Here is a 13,417-nt window from a genome sequence, read left to right on the forward strand (position 1 = left end):
TGCCACCCGCTCGGCGGCACCCGACTATTACCTCACCGCGGTCAGCGCCGCAGCGCGGCGACGGGGCGCAGCGGGAGCGGGACGTACGCCTCGGCCGGGTCGTAGGTCGCGAACGCGAGGCTGTTCGTCATCACTGAGACGCTCGACACCGCCATCGCCGCGCCGGCCAGCGCCGGGTTGAGTACGCCCAGCGAGGCGACGGGGACGAGCGTCGCGTTGTAGGCGAGCGCCCAAAAGAGGTTCTGTCGAACCTTCGATATCGTCGCCCGGGAGATCCGGATCGCCTTCAGCACGTCGGCGGGATCCGATCGCATCAACGTCACGTCGGCAGCCTCCATCGCCACGTCGGTACCGGAGCCGATGGCGACGCCGATGTGGGCCGCCGTCAGCGCGGGCGCGTCGTTGACGCCGTCGCCGACCATCATGGCACGGGTGCCGTCGGCCTGGATCGAGTCGACGACGTCGGCCTTCCCGTCGGGGAGGACCTCCGAGCGGACGTTCCCGTCGTCGATCCCGACCGCCTCGGCGACTGCCGCCGCGGTTCGGGCGTTGTCGCCAGTCAGCATGAACACGTCGTACCCGCGGCCTGTGAGGTCCGAAACGGTCGCTTTCGCACTCTCTTTGACCGTGTCGGCGGCCGCGACGACGCCGACGACCGCGCCGTCGAGGGCGACGAGCATCGCCGTCTTGCCCTCCCGCTCGAGCCGCGCCATCGTTCCGTCGGCGGGATCAGGGTCGACGCCGTTCGCTGTCAACAGCGCGCGGTTGCCGACGAGGACGTCGCCGTGGTCGGTGGTGGCCTCGATCCCCTTGCCCGGGACGTTCTCGAACGACGTCACGTCGGCCAGCTCGAGGCCGCGCTCGTCGGCCCCCCGAACGATCGCCTCGGCGAGGGGGTGCTCCGATCCCGACTCGGCGCTCGCCGCCACGGAGAGGACGAACGACTCCTCGGGGGCCGGTTCGGCGACCGCGCCGCCGTCGGCTCTCGCCGCGCCGCCGATCGCCTCGACGTCGGTCAGCCGCATCTCGCCTTCGGTCAGCGTGCCGGTCTTGTCGAAGACGACGGCGTCGACCTCGCGGACGCGCTCGAGGACGTCGCCGCCCTCGAACAGGACGCCGTTCCGCGCCGCGATCGTCGAGCCGACCATCGTCGCCGCGGGCGTCGCGAGCCCCAACGCGCACGGGCAGGCGATGAGGACCGCCGACGCGAAGACGATCATCGAGAACTCGAACACCGGGACGCCGCCGGCGACTGGGCCGCCGCCGACCTGCCCGATAGGGAGCAACTCCGCGATCCCGTGCAGTTGCGTCGGGAAGGCGTACCAAAGCACCGCCCAGACGGCGGCGTTGAGGATGACGGCGGGGACGAAGTACGCGCTGACGCGGTCGACGAGCCGCTGGATGTCCGGCTGTCGGGACTGGGCCTCCTCGACCCGGCGGACGATCCCCTGGATCGCGGTGTCCTCGCCGACGTTCGTCGCCTCCACGAGGAGGACGCCGTTCTCGTTGATCGTCGAGCCGACGACCTCGTCGCCGGGTGATTTCTCGACCGGGACGGACTCGCCGGTCAGCATCGACTCGTCGACGGCCGACTCGCCCTCGGTGACGACCCCGTCGGTCGGGATCCGTTCGCCGGGGCGGATCTTCATCACGTCGCCGACCTCGAGGTCCTCCGTTGTGACCGTGGTCTCCTCGCCGTCGCGGATCACAGTCGCGTCGTCGGCCTCCAGTTCGAGCAGTTCCCGCAGCGCGTCGGAGGCGCGGGCTTTCGAGCGGGCCTCGAGCCAGTTGCCGACGGTAATAAACCACAGAATGAACGCGACGGCCTCGAAGTAGAGGTCCCCGCTGATAGCGCCGAGGACGACCGCGGTGCTGAACAGATAGCCAGCGCTCGTCCCGACCGCGACGAGCGTGTCCATGTTCGCGGTCCCGTTTCTCGCCGCCGTGTACGCGCCGACGAGGAACTCCCGACCCAGCGTCGCCATCAGCGCCGTCGCGACGGCGAACTGGATCCAGCCGACCGGAACGCCGCCGACCGCCTCCGGTTTGGGCAGCGGGGTGAACATCGCCGACATCAGGTATATAAACGGAAGCGCGAGGACGCCGCCGAAGAGCACGAGCCGTCGCTGTTTGTGGAGTTCGCGTTCGGCGGCGGATTCCTCGCCTTCGGCGTCGATATCGTCGGCCTCGATCGGTTCGTACCCCGACGCCTCGATGGCCTCATACGCCCGCTCGATCGAGAACACCTCGGGGTTGTACTCGACGGTGGCCTCGTCGGTGGCGTAGTTCACCGATGCCTCCGATACGCTGGGGAGGTCCGAGAGCGCCTCGGCGACGGTCTCCGAACACGTCGAACAGTGCATCCCGCCGACGCCGATCGTCCGGCGCTCCCGGCGCGGCTCGTAGCCCGCCTTCTCGATCGCCGCGTAGAGCGCCCCCGACCCCGTCGTCTCGGGATCGTATTCGACGGTGGCCTCGTCGGTGGCGTAGTTCACCGATGCCTCCGACACGCCGTCGATCGCTTCGAGCGCCTCGGCGACGGTCTCCGAACACGTCGAACAGTGCATCCCGCCGACGCCGATCCGTTCGCGTCTCGTCATATTCGTACATACGGCCCCGACGTTCATGCGGTTTGTCGTTTCGAAAGCAAAGTGAAATAGAGTTTCGACACCAGTTACGAAGCCAGTGGCCACTGGCTGCATAGATATCGAAACAAAGGTCGCGAAACCGGATGTCGGGGACGATGCCTCGGTGTAGCACTGTTCGTTCTCTCTCGTGGGGCGATCGGTCGGTCGCCCGCTCAGGCCCCCTCGCTGAACGCCTCGTATCGGTCCTCGAAGCGCGCCTGACAGGACGCACAACAGAACTCATAGCGCTCCCCGTCGATGGTCGCGCTGACCCCCTCGACAGTGACGCTGTTGCCGCACTCGACGCATTCGAGCCCGAGCGTCGCGTCACCGAGGGCCGGGTGCCAGTCGGCCGCCGCGAGCGGCGAGACGTCGACGCGCTCGATTGCCCCCGTCGAGAGGGCCGGCGACAGCGTCGACTCGACGTCCGCGTCGGGGAACGTCCCGACGACGAACAGCCGGCCGTCGGCGGTCGCGAAGACGTATTCGACGCCCGTCACGTCGGCCAACGCCTCCCGAACCGTTGCCGTCTCTCCCGGAACGGCGCCGAGGGTCACCGCCAGTCGCGTCCCCTCCCGGAGCCGCGACCGGTCGACGTCGACGGTGAAGCGTTCGATGACGCCCAACTCCCGAAGCCGGTCGATCCGGTCGCTCACCGCCGGCGGGGAGAGCCCGACGGCGTCGGCGAGTTCGTTGTACGCGGCCCGCCCGTCCTCGAGCAACAGCCGGAGCAGTTCCCGGTCGGTCTCGTCGAGGTCCCGCATGGCTCGTCGTTGCGCCCCCGGTTTAAAAGGCCTGTCGCGGATTGTTCCCGACTCTGTGTGCCGGGTCGGTGCGACGCAATTAGGTACGCCGCGCCGGTAGCGGACGCATGGACGATCACACCCGCGACCGGACGGTCGATCCGCCCGCCGCCGGGGAGCCGACCGGCTGGCACCCCGATCGAGGGGTCTGGGAGCACGCGACGCTCCGGCGGGCGGTGAGTCACGGCGTCCGCCTGTACAACGCCGGCACGTACCACGAGTCCCACGACTGTTTCGAGGCGGAGTGGTACAACTACGGGCGCGGTACGGCCGAGAGCGCCTTCCTCCACGGGATGGTGCAGGTCGCGGCGGGCGCGTACAAACACGTCGACTTCGGGAACGACGACGGGATGCGTAGCCTCTTCGAGACGGCGTTGCAGTACCTCCACGGCGTCCCCCGCGATTTCTACGGCGTCGACCTGCTCGAGGTCCGGACGAGGCTCACGAACGCGCTCGAGGACCCCGCCGCCGTCGACGGCTGGGCGATCGCGCTCGACGGATCGCGGCCCACGGCCCGGAACGTCGACTACGAGTACGCCGAGAGGCTCGAGTAGCACGCCTATCGGGGCGACGCTGTTTATAAATCCTTGGCGATCCCGCGGAGCCCGTTCATTCGCCCGCGTTGGGTCCGGATCTCGTCGGTCGACATCACCTCGGTGAGTCGGCTCCCCTCGACGAGTTCCGCCGCGAGCCAGCGGACGCGCTGTTCGAGTTCGGCACGTTTTATATATTCGGCGACGCGTTCGACCTCGGCGTCGGTGGGGTGTTTCCCGCCGTCGGGCGAGCGGAGCCGTTTGACGACGTCGACGGGATCGACCGTCTCGTCGGGTCGGTACGCGCCGCCGGTGAGAAGCAGGGCTTTGGCCGTCACCGACGCCACCTCCTCGTCACCCGAGTACCCGAGGTCGTCGACGACGAGTCCCGCTCCCCGCGTCGACAGCGTGAACGTCTCCCGGCCCGGGGTGGTGACGTTCGGCCCCCCATCGGGGTCGAGCGTGACGGCGATCGCCGGTTCGTCCTCGTCGGTCGAGGCGAGTCGCGGGTGATCGATCATACGCTCCGTTGGGCGTCGGGATATTTTTGTCGTCCGCTTCCGGGCGGTGCCGTCGTCGACGCGGGGCGACTAGTATATAAAACCGCCCGACAGAAACCGGTGGGTTAAATCCGATGCGATCATTAGCAGGTGTTGCGTGCGAGGGTAGCCAAGCCCGGAAACGGCGGCGGACTCAAGATCCGCTCCTGTAGAGGTCCGTGGGTTCAAATCCCTCCCCTCGCATGAGCGAAGCGACGCTCACCGCGTCGCGAGCGAATGCGGGAAGACCGTGCTCGGAGCGGCCTTCCCTCGCAACAACTTCCGATTCGCCCAGTGGCGACGCCGGGAGCCGCGGCTCTCGGGGCCTGTACCCACCGCCTCGGAGTGGAGCATTCACATCCGTCCGGAGAGCGCGTCGAACCAACGCGAAAGCGTGTGTTCGCGGCTCTCCGTGGCCGTCCGGTCGTACACGTATCCCTCGCGCGTCACGTCGAGTACTGCCCCCTCGTGTCTCCCGGACTCGGGGATCGTTCCCGGGTCGACGACGCGTTGCTCGGACGTTCCGTCGCCGCGCTCGACGAGCAACACGGCGGTGTCGTCTGCGAGGCGGTCGACGACGGCGATTCGTCCCGGGTCGGAATTCGCGAGACAGAGGCTGGAGCCCACGACCGCAGCGACGGCAACGAACGCGACGGCGATCACGACGAGTGCGGACAGCGTGAGTACGTGACGCATCGGGACGGGATGGTCCCGTCACAGTATATGAACCCTCGCCCGATCGGCCTCGACGACTGTGCCACCGGCCGGTCAGTCCTCGGCCGGTTCGACCGCCTCGACAGTGCCGGCACTCGCCCACCCGTCGTCGGTTTTTTTACCGGCCACGAGGGGGTCGTCGTCGCCGTCTGTCACGAGGCGGTACGCCGTGCCGTCGGGGGTGGTTCCCTCGGCCTGGAAGGCCTCCTGAAAGAACTCCGCCGAGTGCATCTCGAGGACGACCGCCGATCCGTCCTCGAACGTGAGGCGGACGTCCCGCGGCGTGATGTTGTGGATCCGTTTCGCGAGCGTGTGCATAAGTGGATCTACAGCCGGAGCCGACAAATCGGTGGCGCTTTGCCGTCCGGGGTCCCGGGGACAGTATGGGTACGCGAGCCGACTGCGCGCACCGGGCGGCCGAGGCCGGGGCGGCGCTCGCAGCCGAGTCGTTTCGGGGCGAACTGACGGTCGAGACGAAGGCCGAAAAGACCGACGTCGTGACACGGGCGGACCGGGACGCGCAGCGGCGCGTCGTCGACGTGATCGGTGCGTCGTTCGACGACGAACCGATCGTCGGCGAGGAGGACGAACCCCCGAGCACGGTCCCGGAGGACGGTCCGGGGTGGGTCATCGATCCGATCGACGGGACGGCGAACTACGTTCGCGAGAGCCGGAGTTGGGCGACGAGCGTCGCGGCCACGGCGGACGGCGAAGCGATCGCCGGGGCGACTGTCGCGCCGGCGCTCGGGGACACGTTCGTACTGGACTCCGGGGAGGCGCTCCGGAACGGCGAGACCGTGGCCGTCAGCGATCGAACGGATCCCGAGACGTTCGCGGTCGTGCCCACGATGTGGTGGGGACCCGACCGGCGCGACGAGTACGGCGACGTCTGTCGAGGGATCGTCGAGCGGTTCGGGGACATGCGACGGGTCGGCTCCGCGCAACTCGAGTTGGCGCTGTGTGCGGTCGGCGCGGTCGAGGCAGTCGTAACGAACGTCGAGACGAACCCCTGGGATACGCTCGTCGGCGCCGGGCTCGTCGAGGCCGCGGGCGGGACGGTCACGGACATCCACGGCAAGCCGTGGCGGCACGACAGCCGCGGGCTGGTCGCCTCCAACGGGGCCGCACACGGGGCGGTACTCGACGCCGCCCGGACGCCGGAAACGCCGCCCCGGTAGTGTCGCGGAGTCGCCATCGACCGGAACTCTGAAACCGCGCTCGGCCGGCACTAGTCGTATGCAACTACCCGACGGCGTCGACCCCGTCCGCGCGTGGCTCGCGACGTGTGCCGGCGGCATCGCGCTCCTCGGTGGCGGCGCGGTCGCGTTCCCGGGGCGGGTGTACGACGGGTTCCTGTGGCGGTATTTTTGGGGGCCGGTCGACGCCGACGCCCACGGCGCGAGCTGTGCAGTTCGATCCGACGGGACGACGGAACGTCTCTTCGACGGACTCGCCTGTTCGAACGCTGAGGGGATCGTCGCGGAGCCAGGATATACGGCCGTCTCGACGGTCAGCTACGCGGTCGTGTTGGTGTTTATGCTCGTCGGCGTGCTGTTGTTGCTCCGGCGGCTGGACGTCCGGATGACCCCGCGGTTCTACGTCGCGCTGTTTCCATTCATGCTGCTCGGCGGCGCGCTCCGGGTCGTCGAGGACGTGAACGTTACGTTTCTGCGGGCCGGTGTCGACACCCTGATCCCGTACCCGCCGGTCGCGCTCATCATCAGCCCGTTCATCTACTTCGTGATGTTCGCGTTCACGCTCGGCGCGGTCGTCCTCTGGATCCTCCTCTCGCGACAGGGGACAATCGACGCGTACGAGCCGTACGTCGCCGCGACGGGCGCACTCGCTGTGGTCGCGACCGTCGGGGGGCTCCTGTACGTCTCCGCGACCTCGGAACTCGTCGGCTTCTTTCCGGCGGTCGCAGCCATCACCCTCGGCGGGGCGACCCTCGTCGCCGCGCTGTTTTGGTGGGCGAGCCAGCGATACGCCCCGTTCATAAACGAAGGGACGGGGTACGTCGGCGCCGTAATCGTGTGGGGCCACTCCGTCGACGGCATCGCGAACGTGGTGAGCCTCGATTGGGCTGACGCGTTGGGGATCGGCGTGACCTACGGCTCGAAACACGTCGTCAACGAGGCGACCGTCCGGATCACAGAGAGTATCCAGCCGGCGTGGCTCTCGGAGGCGATCGGCACCGCGTGGCCGTTCCTCGGGATCAAGATCGCGGCGGCGGTGTTCGTCGTCTGGGTGTTCAACGACGAGATATTCGAGGACAGCCCCCGGTACGCCTACCTGCTGTTGATCGCCATTCTCGCAGTCGGACTCGGCCCCGGGACGCGGGACATGCTCCGGGCGACGCTGGCGATCTGAAATACGAACGTCTTACGCCGATTCGGAGAGATCGGCCTCGACCTCGTCGAACAGCGCCGCGACGCGTTCCTCGACCGCGTCCCGGATCCGCCTGGCGGTCTCGGGGTCGGCGCCGTCGGGATCGCTGAGCGCCCAGTCGCGGACGTCGACGTCGTCCGCGTCGAGTTCGAGCGTCGAGCAGCCCATCGTCGCGACGACGTCGCACGCGTTCAGTTCCGCGGTCGATATCTCCCTGGGGGTCCGATCCGAGAGGTCGATCCCGCTCCCGTCGGCCTCGGCCATGATCTCGACGACGATGTCGTGGACCGACCCGGCCGGACGGGTGCCGCCGGTCGTGATCTCGACGACGTCCTCGAGGCCGCGTTTCGCTCGCTCCCGCTCGGCAAACGCAGTCGCCATCTGGCTCCGCCCGGCGTTTTGGACGCAGACGAATCCGAGCGCGTACGCCGATTCTGCGTCGTCATCGCTCGGTTCCTGCCGATCGTGGGTCGTGTTCGTGGTCATACGTGGTCCGCGATATCAGCGAGCGTGACGATCTCCGCGACGTTGCCTCCGTACTCCGCTGTCCGCCGGATGCTCTCGAGGACCCGTCCGTCGAGATACGTCCCCTCTCGATCGGCCGTGTGGAGCTCCCGATCGAGGTCGTCGAGGTGGCCGACGACCTCGTCGCGGCGCAACAGCGCCTCGCCGGTGTTGCCGTCCAGGGCCGTCCGAACGACGCGTCTGGCGTCGGTGGCGATCGCCTCGAATCGATCGCCGAGCTCCGGGCCCGGCGGCTCCTCGCGCCGGAGGGCCACGTCGGCTATGAGTTCAGCGTGGTCGGCGACCCGTTCGAGCTGTCTGGCCGTCCGAAACCGGGTGAGTGCGATCCGACGGTCGATCCCGAGTTTGTCGATCTCGCGGACGTCGGTCAGCGCCCGGTAGAACTGGCGGCTGACGAGCGCGAACAGCCGGTCGACGTCGTTGTCCCGAGAGACGACGTGGCGAGCGAGCTCTTCGCTGTCGTCGTCGGCCCCGATCAACGCCCGCACGGCGTTTTCGTGCATCGACAACGAGATTCCGCGGAGCTGGTCGATCGTTCCCTCGAGGGAAACCTCGGACGGATCGAGCAGGCTCCGGGCGACGATCTCCTCGGGCGTCTCGGTCGCGATTTCGATTCCGACGAGGCCCGTGATCGCGCCGCTCGCGAGCCGGCGTTCCGTCGAGCCGAACTCGGTATCGGATTCGACGACGATCTCGTCGGCCCCGGCCGCGTATGCCGCCTCGATCCGTTCGGTCAGCGATTCCGTCCCGACGGTCTCGACATTGATCCGGGCGCGACGGACGATACCGTCTTCGGGCTTGGCGACGACGAGGCGGTCGTCAAACGGGTACAGGTGCACAGCGGACCCGGAACTGATCTCGCGGGCGTTCGCCCACGACTTCGGGATCGACACCGTATAGGTCGACCCCCCGGTGACCTGCACCTTCCGTTCGATCGGGCCGTTCGTGTCCTCGGACGTTCGGCTCATTGTCAGTAAATCAACCCCGCGTCGCTGTCGATCATGTACACCGTTCGGGCGCAGATGTTCACTGCGTGGTCGCCGACGCGTTCGAGGTCCCGAACTGTCAACAGCAGCCTGGAGACGTCGTCCATGACGTCCTCGGCTTCGTCGTCGTAATCGGTACGGATCAGGTCCTCGACGACGGCGTCGCCAGCCGCCGAACAGAGGTCGTCGACCTCGTCGTCGCGGGCGGCGACCGCCGACGCCTGCTCGGCGTTCCCGATCTCGTAGGCGTCTATCGCCTCGGCCACCATCGCCCCGGTTTCGGTGCCGATGTGTATCAGGTCGATCTCGGGGTAGCGCTCGCGCTCGGCGGCGATGGCGTACTCGGCGAGGTTGACCGCCAGGTCGCCGACGCGCTCGAGATCGGTGATGATCTTGAACGACGAGGCGACGAACCGGAGGTCATTCGCGACCGGTTGCTGGAGTGCGAACAGGTCGATACAGTCGCTCTCGAGGTCGAGGTATCGTTGGTTTATGACCCCATCTCCCTCGATGACTTCCTCGGCGAGCGACTCGTTCTTCGTTTCGAGCGCCGTCAACGCCGCGTCGTAGCGATCGAGGACGGTCTCGCCCATCGCCACCACGTTCTCACGGAGGTCGTCCAGTTGGTCTTGATACTCGACTCGTGTCATAGTTACCCGAACTTGCCGGTGATGTAATCCTCGACGCGATCGTCGTCTGGGTCCTCGAAGATCTTGTTCGTGTCGCCGAACTCGACGAGTTCGCCGCCGGTGAGGAAGACGGCGGTCTTATCGGAGATCCGGGCGGCCTGCTGCATGTTGTGGGTGACGATGATCACCGTGTAGTCCTCGACTAGCTCGTCGATGAGGTCCTCGATCTTCGAGGCCGCGATCGGATCGAGCGCCGAGGTCGGCTCGTCCATGAGGACGATTTCTGGATCGGGGGCGATCGCTCTGGCGATGCAGAGCCGTTGTTGTTGGCCGCCGGAGAGCGCGAGTCCGGACTCGTCGAGTTGGTCTTTGACTTCGTCCCACAACGCCGCCGCGCGCAACGACTCCTCGATCCGTTCGTCCGTGACCTCTCGCCCCTGGACTTCGAGCCCGTAGGCGACGTTGTCGCGGATGCTTTTCGGGAACGGGTTGGGCTTTTGAAACACCATGCCGACTTTCCGGCGGAGGGCAACGGGATCGACGCGCTCGTCGTAGATGTCCGTCCCGCGCAACGTGATGGTGCCGTCGACGCGAGCGATGTCGATGAGGTCGTTCATCCGGTTGACACACCGGAGGAACGTCGATTTACCGCACCCCGAGGGGCCGATCAGCGCGGTTACGTGGTTCTCCGGAATCTCCATCGAGACGTCGTCGATGGCCCGTTCGTCCCCGTAGTAGACGTCGAGGTCACGGGTCTCGACGACCGTCCGCTCGGAGCCACCGTGCCCGGTCGCGTCGCCCGTCCGGACGTCGGTCGTTATGAGCGAGTTGTCCGAATCGGTCGCGGACCCATCGCTACCGGCCGTCGAGCCGCCGAGGGCCGAGTCGGTCTGTTCGTTTCCATCGTTGAGTTCGTTTTGTGACATGTTAGGAGTCTCGTTCCGCCTTGTTCCGGACGATGATCGCGGTTGCGTTCATTCCGAGTAGGACGACGAGCAACGTGACGACGCCGGCGGCGACGACACCGTATCGGAACTCGGACTGCGGGAAGTCGGACCACGCGAAGATCTGCATGGGCATCGCACTGAAGCGGCTCCAAACGTCGTTCGGCGCGCTGAAGACGGTCGTCGCGGCCCCGACCATGATAAGCGGCGCTGTCTCGCCGATCGCCCGTCCCAGCGCCAGGATCGTGCCGGTCAGAATGCCGGGGAGGGCTTCGGGCAACACGACGTTCTTCGTCGTCTGCCAGCGCGTTGCCCCCATCCCGTAGGAGGCCTGCCGGAGGTCGTCCGGCACCGACCGGATCGCTTCCTGTGCCGAGATGACCGTGATCGGCAGGATGAGAAGCGATAGCGTCAGCGATACGGTCACGGCCGTCCCGAACCCGAACCCGAGCAGGTTGGCGAACAGGCCGAGTCCGAGCAGCCCATAGACGACCGAGGGAACGGCAGCCAGGTTCGCGATGTTGATCTGGATGAGCCGGGTCGCCACGCCGACGGCGCCGGTTCCAGCGGTGTACTCCTCGAGAAAGACTGCCGCGCCGACGCCGAGGACGAACGACAACAGCGCGACGATCGCGATGATGATGACCGAACCGACGATCGCGGGGTACAACCCCGCATCGACGGCGTTTCGGGAGGGCGCTTGCGTGACGAATCCCGGATCGATCCACGGGTCGGGCGCGGCGAACCCGAGCGCGCCCACGACGGCCGCACCGGCGAGTGCACCGCCGCCGAGCAACAGCGGTAGCGCCAAGCCGACCGTCCCCGCCTCGGACCGGCTGACGTGGTGGAGGTACGTCGCAGTCGGTGCGACCGTCGCGGCGAGCACTAACACGACCGATCCCTCGGGGAGCGCCGACGAGCCGAGCGTCGTCCCAACGCCGGCCGCGGCGAGCGAGATGCCGGCGATCGCCGCCGTCGTTTCCCGCCTGGCGTCACGCGAGCCGACGAGCGTGGCGGCGGCGGCCGCGATGGGGACGCCGAACGTCCACAGGGAGATGAGCTCCGGTGTCGGATACGTCCGGACGACGTTCCGGAGAAACGCGGCCGACACGACGCCGACGACGCCGACCGGGACTGCAAGTTTGGCCGCCAGGCCGACGTCCCGCCGGGCGCCGTAGAGGCGCGCGAGGACAGCCGGGAAGACCCCGAGCGTGTACACGAGAAACCACAGCCGCATATCGAAGACGACGAACAGCATAGCCGCGGCGGTGCCGAGGGCGGCCCCGCCCACGGTTCGGCCGAGCAGGCCGAATCCGGCTCCGCCGACCGGCTTCTGTGCGCCGACGTAGGTGGCGTAGCCGGTCACCGGAATCGCGACGAGGAAGAGATATACGAGCGGCCACGTAAGCCGCGGAATCGGCCGGACGAATAGCTCGACCGCCTCGAAGAGGACGGCCACTGATATGAGCCCGGCGGCCAGCGCGAGGACTGTCCGTTTTGTCACTGCCCGGTCTCCGGCGCTGTACAGACAGAACCCCACGAATGGAACCACGAGCGTCAGAAAGTACGTGAGGAGCCACTCGGGGCTGGCGTTGGTGAGATCGAACGCGTCGATGAGGACGTAGATCAACAGCACGGCCAACGCCAAGATGCCGGTGACCGACGCGCCGAAGGAGAGGTACTTGAACACGATACCCTTGAGGCGGCTGACCTCCCCGAACGTCGGCTCGGCGGTATCCCTTTCGACCGCCATCAGTACTCCTCCCGGTACCGCTGGGCGATGAGGTCACTCAGGACGTTCATGATCAGCGTGACGACGAAGAGCGCCAATCCGAGGGCGAACATCGCGTCGTAGGGGATCGTTCCCCCGGTGAGGTCGCTGCCGGCAATCTGCACCATCGAGACGGTGATCGTCATACCCGGATCGAAGAGAACAGCTCCCGGGTGGATGTACGGGATGCCGAAAAGCGCCCGCTGTACGTCCGGCATGTTCGCCTGCGCGCCCATCGCGACGACGACGATCATGGTCTCGCCGATGGCCCGCGAGATCGCCAGGATGTACGAAGAGGCGATCCCCGACAGCGACGCCGGTACGACGATGCCGGTCGAGACTTCGTACTTCGTCGCTCCGAGGCCGTATCCCGCCTGCCGCAACGAGTCCGGAACGGCGCTCATCGCGTCTTCGCTGATCGAGGACACCATCGGGATCGTCATGATCCCGACCATCAGCGACGCCGAGAGCGCGTTGAACGTGCTCATCTGCGGGAACAGCGTCGCTTTCAGTGCCGGCGTCACGTACACCAACGCGAAGTAGCCGTACACCACTGTCGGGATGCCGGCCAACACTTCAAGCATCGGCTTGAGGATCGACCGGAGCCGCGATGTCGCGTACTCGCTGAGGTAGATTGCCGTGAGGGTTCCGATCGGGAGCGCGATGAACGCGGCCGTGATGGTCACGGTGAGGGTTCCGATGACCAGCGGGACGATGCCGAACACCTGGCTACCGCCGATCGGATTCGGACTCCAGTCCGTCGAGAACAGGAACTCCGAGACCGGCACCTGGATGAAAAACGCGAACGCGTCCGAAAGCAGCGTCACGAAGATCGCGACCGTCGTCAGTAGCGTCACGGCGGCACAAGCCACGAACACCCCGCCGTATCCGCTCTCTTTGATCCGTTCGATACCGCTCGATCGCTGGAGGTCCGGCGCCTCCGTACCGCTGCTCACCG

At 67.2% G+C, this 13,417-nt stretch carries 14 protein-coding genes and 1 tRNA gene; 4 read left to right on the forward strand and 11 right to left on the reverse strand.

What is annotated here, in order from left to right:
• Positions 1-41: 41 nt before the first annotated feature.
• Together NMLP_RS08510 and NMLP_RS08515 are read right to left on the reverse strand one after the other, a co-directional pair.
• Positions 42-2,567, reverse strand: coding sequence for a heavy metal translocating P-type ATPase (locus NMLP_RS08510; RefSeq protein WP_049926740.1), 2,526 nt, complete (start codon positions 2,565-2,567; stop codon positions 42-44).
• A 233-nt stretch (positions 2,568-2,800) separates the two neighbouring features.
• Entirely contained in the window at positions 2,801-3,391 is a 591-nt protein-coding gene (locus tag NMLP_RS08515) for an AsnC family transcriptional regulator (protein WP_015409713.1), read from the reverse strand.
• Positions 3,392-3,498: 107 nt separating this feature from the next.
• Here NMLP_RS08515 and NMLP_RS08520 point away from each other — a divergent pair, with 107 nt between their 5' ends.
• Positions 3,499-3,984 (forward strand): DUF309 domain-containing protein, encoded by a 486-nt coding sequence (locus NMLP_RS08520; protein ID WP_015409714.1) that lies wholly within the window; start codon positions 3,499-3,501, stop codon positions 3,982-3,984.
• 23 nt (positions 3,985-4,007) lie between these two features.
• On the opposite strand, the gene NMLP_RS08525 is transcribed toward NMLP_RS08520, so the two are convergent.
• Positions 4,008-4,484 carry a hypothetical protein gene (locus NMLP_RS08525; RefSeq protein WP_015409715.1) on the reverse strand — a complete coding sequence of 159 codons (477 nt, stop codon included), beginning with the start codon at positions 4,482-4,484 and terminating at the stop codon, positions 4,008-4,010.
• Positions 4,485-4,622: 138 nt separating this feature from the next.
• Here NMLP_RS08525 and NMLP_RS08530 point away from each other — a divergent pair.
• Positions 4,623-4,706, forward strand: a tRNA-Leu gene (locus NMLP_RS08530).
• A gap of 150 nt (positions 4,707-4,856) precedes the next feature.
• Here NMLP_RS08530 and NMLP_RS08535 read toward each other — a convergent pair.
• Entirely contained in the window at positions 4,857-5,198 is a 342-nt protein-coding gene (locus NMLP_RS08535; protein ID WP_015409716.1) for a DUF3006 domain-containing protein, read from the reverse strand.
• Between the two features lie 72 nt (positions 5,199-5,270).
• Positions 5,271-5,534, reverse strand: coding sequence for a hypothetical protein (locus NMLP_RS08540; RefSeq protein WP_015409717.1), 264 nt, complete (start codon positions 5,532-5,534; stop codon positions 5,271-5,273).
• Positions 5,535-5,599: 65 nt separating this feature from the next.
• On the opposite strand from NMLP_RS08540, the gene NMLP_RS08545 reads away from it, so the two are divergent.
• Positions 5,600-6,394 carry an inositol monophosphatase family protein gene (locus tag NMLP_RS08545; protein ID WP_015409718.1) on the forward strand — a complete coding sequence of 265 codons (795 nt, stop codon included), beginning with the start codon at positions 5,600-5,602 and terminating at the stop codon, positions 6,392-6,394.
• Between the two features lie 58 nt (positions 6,395-6,452).
• Positions 6,453-7,586, forward strand: coding sequence for a DUF63 family protein (locus tag NMLP_RS08550; protein ID WP_015409719.1), 1,134 nt, complete (start codon positions 6,453-6,455; stop codon positions 7,584-7,586).
• Positions 7,587-7,598: 12 nt separating this feature from the next.
• On the opposite strand, the gene NMLP_RS08555 is transcribed toward NMLP_RS08550, so the two are convergent.
• Genes NMLP_RS08555 through pstC form a run of 6 tightly spaced genes read right to left on the reverse strand, consistent with a single transcriptional unit; the run spans position 7,599 to position 13,415 of the window.
• Positions 7,599-8,090, reverse strand: a complete 492-nt coding sequence (locus NMLP_RS08555; RefSeq protein ID WP_015409720.1) for a low molecular weight phosphatase family protein — start codon at positions 8,088-8,090, stop codon at positions 7,599-7,601.
• Positions 8,087-9,097 (reverse strand): phosphate uptake regulator PhoU, encoded by a 1,011-nt coding sequence (locus NMLP_RS08560; RefSeq protein WP_015409721.1) that lies wholly within the window; start codon positions 9,095-9,097, stop codon positions 8,087-8,089. The genes NMLP_RS08555 and NMLP_RS08560 overlap by 4 nt, the downstream gene beginning before the upstream one ends.
• Positions 9,098-9,099: 2 nt before the next feature.
• Positions 9,100-9,765 carry a phosphate signaling complex protein PhoU gene (gene phoU / locus NMLP_RS08565; RefSeq protein ID WP_015409722.1) on the reverse strand — a complete coding sequence of 222 codons (666 nt, stop codon included), beginning with the start codon at positions 9,763-9,765 and terminating at the stop codon, positions 9,100-9,102.
• Positions 9,766-9,767: 2 nt separating this feature from the next.
• Positions 9,768-10,670 carry a phosphate ABC transporter ATP-binding protein PstB gene (gene pstB / locus NMLP_RS08570; protein WP_015409723.1) on the reverse strand — a complete coding sequence of 301 codons (903 nt, stop codon included), beginning with the start codon at positions 10,668-10,670 and terminating at the stop codon, positions 9,768-9,770.
• A 1-nt stretch (position 10,671) separates the two neighbouring features.
• Positions 10,672-12,441, reverse strand: a complete 1,770-nt coding sequence (gene pstA / locus NMLP_RS08575; RefSeq protein WP_015409724.1) for a phosphate ABC transporter permease PstA — start codon at positions 12,439-12,441, stop codon at positions 10,672-10,674.
• Complete coding sequence (pstC, locus tag NMLP_RS08580; protein WP_015409725.1) at positions 12,441-13,415, reverse strand: phosphate ABC transporter permease subunit PstC; 975 nt, start codon at positions 13,413-13,415, stop codon at positions 12,441-12,443. Before pstC ends, pstA begins: the two co-directional genes overlap by 1 nt.
• Positions 13,416-13,417 lie beyond the last annotated feature (2 nt).

The organism is Natronomonas moolapensis 8.8.11 (assembly GCF_000591055.1).
Lineage (GTDB): Archaea > Halobacteriota > Halobacteria > Halobacteriales > Haloarculaceae > Natronomonas > Natronomonas moolapensis.

What these genes read in the sequence shown, in the direction of transcription:
- NMLP_RS08535 (WP_015409716.1), bottom strand. Translation starts at nt 5,198, where the DNA reads ATGCGTCACGTACTCACGCTGTCCGCACTCGTCGTGATCGCCGTCGCG.
- NMLP_RS08515 (WP_015409713.1), bottom strand. Translation starts at nt 3,391, where the DNA reads ATGCGGGACCTCGACGAGACCGACCGGGAACTGCTCCGGCTGTTGCTC.
- NMLP_RS08560 (WP_015409721.1), bottom strand. Translation starts at nt 9,097, where the DNA reads ATGAGCCGAACGTCCGAGGACACGAACGGCCCGATCGAACGGAAGGTG.
- NMLP_RS08540 (WP_015409717.1), bottom strand. Translation starts at nt 5,534, where the DNA reads ATGCACACGCTCGCGAAACGGATCCACAACATCACGCCGCGGGACGTC.
- NMLP_RS08525 (WP_015409715.1), bottom strand. Translation starts at nt 4,484, where the DNA reads ATGATCGATCACCCGCGACTCGCCTCGACCGACGAGGACGAACCGGCG.
- NMLP_RS08510 (WP_049926740.1), bottom strand. Translation starts at nt 2,567, where the DNA reads ATGCACTGTTCGACGTGTTCGGAGACCGTCGCCGAGGCGCTCGAAGCG.
- pstB (WP_015409723.1), bottom strand. Translation starts at nt 10,670, where the DNA reads ATGTCACAAAACGAACTCAACGATGGAAACGAACAGACCGACTCGGCC.
- NMLP_RS08545 (WP_015409718.1), top strand. Translation starts at nt 5,600, where the DNA reads ATGGGTACGCGAGCCGACTGCGCGCACCGGGCGGCCGAGGCCGGGGCG.
- phoU (WP_015409722.1), bottom strand. Translation starts at nt 9,765, where the DNA reads ATGACACGAGTCGAGTATCAAGACCAACTGGACGACCTCCGTGAGAAC.
- pstA (WP_015409724.1), bottom strand. Translation starts at nt 12,441, where the DNA reads ATGGCGGTCGAAAGGGATACCGCCGAGCCGACGTTCGGGGAGGTCAGC.
- NMLP_RS08520 (WP_015409714.1), top strand. Translation starts at nt 3,499, where the DNA reads ATGGACGATCACACCCGCGACCGGACGGTCGATCCGCCCGCCGCCGGG.
- NMLP_RS08550 (WP_015409719.1), top strand. Translation starts at nt 6,453, where the DNA reads ATGCAACTACCCGACGGCGTCGACCCCGTCCGCGCGTGGCTCGCGACG.
- NMLP_RS08555 (WP_015409720.1), bottom strand. Translation starts at nt 8,090, where the DNA reads ATGACCACGAACACGACCCACGATCGGCAGGAACCGAGCGATGACGAC.